This is a genomic window from Peribacillus sp. CSMR9 (assembly GCF_033141925.1).
Taxonomy (GTDB): domain Bacteria; phylum Bacillota; class Bacilli; order Bacillales; family DSM-1321; genus Peribacillus; species Peribacillus simplex_A.
Window position 1 is genome coordinate 269,004 of record NZ_JAOPHO010000002.1, and the last position, 6,520, is coordinate 275,523.

A 6,520-nucleotide genomic window follows, 5' to 3' on the forward strand; every position below is an offset into this window, starting at 1 on the left:
CTCTATTTTTCAAGGGGTATCGTGAAAATCTTCTCGTATGACGGCGAGGCTCCAAGATGTGTTTGATATAACGCAACCTGGTCAGCTTCAAAATGCTTACACTCCAAATTCGCCATCCGCCGGACGCTCTCCAACGAAAAGGGACTTTCCCCCTCAAATTTTCTTGCCAGCGTTATATGAGGCTTAAACGGCTTTTTATCAAGTTCAAAACCGGCCTCGATACATGAATTATAAATTTTTCTTTGAATGGTAAAAAGCCTTTCTTGCTGGTTGACACCTGCCCATAGAATCCTTGGACTCTCACTCTTGCCAAAACCGCCGATATCGCCGAGTTTCAAACCAAATGAGGCTTCATTAGCAAGCTTGCTCTCCACACGCTCCAAAGCGTCCTTTTTCAATGGATCGGGGGCATTGCCCAAAAATGCCATCGTAATATGATAATCGGCTGGATGCAGCCATTTCTTAAATGGAAAGTCTGACCTCAGTTGTTCCGTAACAGCATTTAAATAAGACTTAATATCATCAGGTAATACTAAAGCAAAGAAAAAATGAGTATTCATGGTCACAAACATCCCTTCCTGTTTTCCCATTAATTTTTCCATAATCCCCATTGCCTATACTTTCATGGACTTCCTTATAAATATGCCCTCCATCAAAAAAAGACTGGAATCCCTGCCTTCCATACTGTGAACGAAGCTATAGAGGAAGTAATCCTTCAGAGGGATTGTTCATAATAGTTTGGGGCGGATTATTGCAAGGAAGGACGGATTAACAAAAAAAACTGCACCTCCAATTGTTAGATGGTGTCTAACAATTGGTGTGCAGTCAAAATGTTCCTTATCTGCCTCTTCTCCTTTTAGCTGAACAGCGTTTCGTAAAGAAGGAACAAATTCAGTCCGATGATGAGTACAGCTATGAGCCATGCAGTGCTTGAGGTGATTTTGTGATTGACCAGGTTGCCCATGATTTTTTTATTGCTTGTGAACATGATCAATGGCACTAAGGCAAACGCGATGCCAAACGAGAGTATAACTTGACTCATCACAAGTGCTTTAGATGGATTCACTCCCCATAATATTATCAGCAGAGGCGGGACCGTCGATATGGCCCTTCTCAAATAGATCGGTATATGTCTTTTAATGAATCCCTGCATGACTACATCACCTGTCAATACACCAACGGATGAGCTGGATAAACCGGCAAATAATAAGCCTATTCCAAAGAGCATCGCGACAGAGGGTCCAAGTATGGCACCGAATTGTTGATAGGCAACATCCAAATCCTCTACAGGTACTCCATTCTTATGAAAAAGGGCAGCTGAAACAATGACCATTGCGGCATTGATCCCACCTGCAATCAACATGGCGATGATAATATCAATTAGCTCAAAACGAAAAATTCTTTTTCTTTCGAAATCGTTTTTACCGACAATTCTCTTCTGAGTTAAAGAGGAATGAAGGTAAATCGCATGTGGCATAACGGTAGCTCCAAGCATACCTGCCGATAGTAAAATACTGTCCACTCCCTCGAATTTTGGAGTGAAGAGTCCTAAGACAACGGATGAAGTGTCAGGTTTCGCATAAAAAACTTGAGCACCAAAGGCAATCACCACAACAAATATCATGACCGTGATCAAGGCTTCGAATGTCCGATAACCTCTACGCTGGATTTCCAAAATGGCAAAAGAACCAATCGCTGCAATAATGGCCGATGTGATGAGCGGTAAGTCAAATAGCAAATAAATTCCCAGTGCCGCTCCTATGAATTCAGCTAAGTCCGTTGCCATTATGACTGCTTCGGCTTGAATCCATAATAAGAAAGATGTCTTTTTCGAAAATTTCTCCCTGCATAACTCAGGTAGGTTCTTTCCTGTCGCTATCCCCAATTTAGCGGATAGTGATTGAATCAGCACAGCCATTAAATTAGATGCGAAGATAACCCATAATAATGTATAGCCATATTTAGATCCGGCGGTAATATTGGTAGCATAATTCCCTGGATCAATATAGGCCACAGCTGCTATAAAGGCCGGCCCTAGATAAGGAAGCAGTTGTTTGATCCCTCTCGAGGAAGATTGATGCAATACATCGGACATTTCTATTTCAGCTCCTTTTTACACGCAACTTAAATTGTTGCAACGGGTAAACTTTTTAGGTTATTAGCAATTATATTCCTGGATCTTGAAAATGTCAAAAAATTTTTTTTACATGAATTTAACTGCATGAGGTGAATGTTTTTAACGTGAACGAAGGCGTGTAAAAAGAGGTTCGGACACTTCTGACATGAAATCAGTCAATTGCACGATAAAAATCTTTCATGTCCGGCTTTAAAGTAGAAGCATTTAAAAAAAATCCCCTTGCCAGTTTCGGCAAAGGGGGGGTTGTATCTATTTAACCGAACCGCATTGCCTCTCGATTTCCTCGGAAAACAGTTTTTGAATTCTTTGGGTTATCGGACCGGGTTCCCCGGCTGCAATCGATTGGCCATCGATATTTATAATTGGTGTCACTTCGACGCTTGTGCTCGTATAAAGGACTTCATCGGCTGCCATCATGTCCTCGACAGTGAAGGTCTCTTCGACATAGGGAATTCCATGTTCAGCGCAAAGTTTCAGCATCACCTGACGGGTAATTCCATTCAGGATCAAGTTGGTGGCCGGATGCGTTTTAAGTAGTCCATCCACCACGATTGAGACATTTGACGAACTTCCCTCCGTAACCGTGCCATCTCGATGCTGGATCGCTTCATCACAGCCAGCTTCAACCGCTTGCTGTTTAGCCATTATATTACCAAGTAGATTTAAGCTCTTAATATTACAGCGCAGCCAGCGTATATCGTCGGTGGTAACAGCCTTGACCCCTTGCTTCATTTTTCCTGTATAAGGCGTTTCCTTCGTATAGGCTACAAAGACCGGTTCCACCTCAGCAGTTGGAAATGAGTGTGTTCGCGGAGATACGCCCCTTGTCAGCTGCATATAGACGATACCGTCCTTCAGTTGATCTTCAGCGATCAGCTCTTCCATGCGGGTTTTGATTTCCGCTATAGTAAAGGGAACTTTCATCTGAATCAACTTCGCACTGTCCATCAGCCGGTTTAGATGCATGTCTCCCGCAAATAATTCGCCATTATAAACCCGGATGACTTCATAGACGCCATCACCGAATTGATATCCCCGATCTTCAATGTCAACCTGTACTTCGGACCTGCTTTTAAGATCGCCGTTAAAAATGATTTTTCCCATGTCTTTCTCCTTCTCAGCCTTTTATTTAGCCAATTCATGAATGGCACGTGCATAAATGGACGTGGCCTTTAGCATATCTTCAATATCAATATATTCATCTTTTTGATGCGCAATATCTTCGCTGCCAGGGAAAAGCGGGCCGAATGCAACACCTTCTTTCAATGAACGGGCGTAGGTGCCGCCGCCAATCGAAAGAAGCTCAGCTTTATCACCTGTCTCCGCTTCATAAACTTGCTGCAACGTCTTAATCAAGAAGCTTTCACTGCTCACATAATGTGGAGTAGAATGCGAATTGGTCTTCACTTTCAAATTATATGCCGCAAGCCTCTCTTCCAATGCCGCCTTTTCCTGTTCCCACTCAAACGTCACTGGATAGCGCATACTGAACCCAATCGAGCTGTCCCTTTGTTTGGAATAATTGAAAACGCCGGCATTGACCGTCAATTCTCCTGTTTGCTCATCCGAATAAGCCACACCTAAATTATTTCCACGGGAATCTTCAAACAAACGACCCTTGATGAAAGTGAAGTAAGCTTTCGCATGCGGATCAAGAGTGAGATCAGCTAAAAAGTCGGCTAAATGCAGACCTGCATTTATTCCATTTTTCGGTTCCATCGCATGTGCCGAGACACCATTCATTTCAAGGAGCACTTGATTTTTTTGCGGAACGGCCTGGCCCTTCAATGAGTATTTTTGCAAATAAGCCTTATAGTTTGCCACTACTTCAACTGGATTAGCCGCTTCCACAGTCGCCGTAGCAAAATCCGGTACCATATTCGTCCTTCGGCCTGAAGAAAATTCCATAACATTCACGTTTGAGCTCGTACCATTTCCTGCATCGGCAGGTTGGATAACCGAGAAATCCCAAATTCCCTTTTCCGCACTGATGATCGGGAAGTCAGCATCTGGTGCGAAGCCCATCGATGGCATTTCCTCCACTTCAAAGTACCGGTCAACGCAGCGCCAGTTCGATTCTTCATCCGTTCCAATGATCATCCTTACACGTTTGTTCAAAGGTTTTCCTAGCTCCCTGACCAGCTTCATTGCATGATAGGCAGCCATCGTCGGTCCTTTATCATCGATTGCCCCACGAGCATATATGCGGCCATTACGGATTTCAGCGCCAAACGGATCCGAACTCCATCCATCTCCTTCAGGTACCACATCGACATGGCATAAAATACCGATTAACTCCTCGCCTTCACCCATTTCAATATGGCCAGCGACATTATCGACATTTTTCACAGTAAAACCGTCTTTTTCGCCTAATTTAAGCATGTAATCAAGCGCTTCCTTGACCCCTTTACCGAATGGGGCCTCCTCTGTCGGGTGCTCTTCATCCAATACACTTTTTATTTTCAATAAGTTTTGTGTGTCCAGTAATAGGTCCATTTTCCGTTTTTCAACTTCTTCTCGCCAATTCAATTCACTCAAAATACGTCAGCTCCTCTTTTATATATATTTTACATTTTATCACTTTTCCTATCTGATTCGCCAAGCGTAGCTATCTTTTCTTCGTATTCCCGTTTTATTGCGAATGTCAAACTACCGATAAATTCCCCTTATTATAAAAAACACCCTCTTTTTTAAAAAGAAGGTGATTTCACTGGACTCTCTTCATCCATTAACTCCGTTACTTTTCGGTTTAGTCTTGGGATATATAACGCTAAAAATAAGGAACGTCCTAAACTGAATGCCAGAAATGCAAGCCATAATCCATGATTGCCATGCTGGGGGACTGCTGAGAATTGGACAAATAGATAGGCCAATAGTGCAAGGAGCATCGAGTTTCTTATAGGAACCGCTTCAGTCGCACCGGTAAATACCCCATAGAAAATGAGTCCGATAAAGGCAGTGAAAGGGAATAGGACAATCCAAAGTCCGTATTCATGGGCCAGTTCGATGACACCTGGGATATTCGTGAAAAGGAGAATGACCTTATCGCTAAATAGATAGTATGATATAGCAAGTATGAGCGAGGCATACAAGCCCCACTGCGCAGAAAGTGAGAGAGTTTTTTTATAAAGGTGGATATCTCTCGAACCAATGGCCTTTCCAATTAGAAGACTGGACGCATTCGCGAAGCCATCAAAGCAATAGGCCATCAGGTAATGGATTTGTATGAGTACGGCGTTGGCCGCCAATGTCTCTGTCCCGAAAGTGGCTCCTTTAGCCGTAAAAAGATTGAAAACCGTAATCAGGCAAATGGTCCTGATGAATAAATCCCTGTTGACCACCATCATTTTCTTCAGGGAAGCATGATCGAACCCCTCCCGGAATGAAAAAGCATCCGGTATGATAACCGCTTTCCGAATCACCCACAAGCCCAGGAAAAAAGCGAAAATCTCTGATATCAATGAAGCGGCAGCAACCCCTGATACTGACCATGAAAAGCCATTTACGAAAACCAGGCATAAGATAATATTGATCACGTTCATGAAAACTTGTATGAACAAAGATGTTTTTATCCTGGATTTCCCGATTAACCAGCCTAGGATGACATAGTTCAATAATGCAAAAGGTGCACCCCATATCCGGATGCTGAAGTAATCTGCAGCAAAGGCGGAAACGTCCGATTCCTGACCGATTGCACCTAACGAAACATTCAAAATGGGTTTTTGGATCACGATAAAAAGAAGACCGATAATTGCTGCTATGAAAAAAGGCCGAATCAAAGCCATCAGGCTTTGATTTTCATCCCTTGCTCCCTCCGCTTGTGCTGCAAAGGCAGATGTACTGACACGAAGAAATCCAAAAAGCCAATACATCGTGTTAAAGATAATGGTTCCGACAGCTACCCCGCCTATATAAGCGGGATCACTCAATTTTCCAACAACAGCCGTATCAACCGCACCGAGCAAGGGCGTACTCATCGTCGAAATCGTAAGCGGAATGGCCAAGGAAAGATACATTTTGTTATTCATATTTGAATGACCTCCTTTTTACATAAAAGACTTTTTCAGGTCTGAAAAGTTAAAATTGGAATGACGTTATAAAAAATATATTAAAAGTACAAAAATTGAACATGTTGTGCCCCTACCAAAGTGGCCAGGAAATAGAGGACCCTAATGCATCCGCTGCCCCTACAAGGTTACTTGTGAATAGTTTCGAATAGATGGTTAAGCCATTTTGGATATTGACAATCTACGGAGTCAAACTTATCAATCTCAAAAGATTAAAAACGATTGCAACCTGTAGGGGTTGAACTGTGCCCTTCAAAATGGACAGTCTTAAAAAAAGACCTATAAATTAAGCAGCTAATAGTTGACTCCCGTATTG

General features: G+C 42.7%; 5 protein-coding genes. All 5 read right to left on the reverse strand.

The annotated features are described in order from the left end of the window. Positions 1–2: 2 nt before the first annotated feature. The 5 genes from thpR to N9I19_RS03155 all read right to left on the reverse strand — a co-directional run bounded on the left by thpR (position 3) and on the right by N9I19_RS03155 (position 6,165). Positions 3–560 carry an RNA 2',3'-cyclic phosphodiesterase gene (gene thpR / locus N9I19_RS03135; protein WP_317776944.1) on the reverse strand — a complete coding sequence of 186 codons (558 nt, stop codon included), beginning with the start codon at positions 558–560 and terminating at the stop codon, positions 3–5. A 296-nt stretch (positions 561–856) separates the two neighbouring features. Beyond that, positions 857–2,095, reverse strand: coding sequence for an Nramp family divalent metal transporter (locus tag N9I19_RS03140; protein ID WP_317776945.1), 1,239 nt, complete (start codon positions 2,093–2,095; stop codon positions 857–859). 291 nt (positions 2,096–2,386) lie between these two features. Beyond that, positions 2,387–3,241, reverse strand: coding sequence for a D-amino-acid transaminase (gene dat / locus N9I19_RS03145; protein ID WP_317776946.1), 855 nt, complete (start codon positions 3,239–3,241; stop codon positions 2,387–2,389). A 21-nt stretch (positions 3,242–3,262) separates the two neighbouring features. Beyond that, the gene (gene pepV / locus N9I19_RS03150; protein ID WP_317776947.1) at positions 3,263–4,675 is read right to left on the reverse strand and encodes a dipeptidase PepV; all 1,413 of its coding nucleotides are present in this window, start codon (positions 4,673–4,675) and stop codon (positions 3,263–3,265) included. Positions 4,676–4,827: 152 nt separating this feature from the next. Continuing rightward, positions 4,828–6,165: an MATE family efflux transporter gene (locus N9I19_RS03155; protein WP_317776948.1), complete on the reverse strand. Its 1,338-nt coding sequence runs from the start codon at positions 6,163–6,165 to the stop codon at positions 4,828–4,830. Between the last annotated feature and the right edge of the window lie 355 nt (positions 6,166–6,520).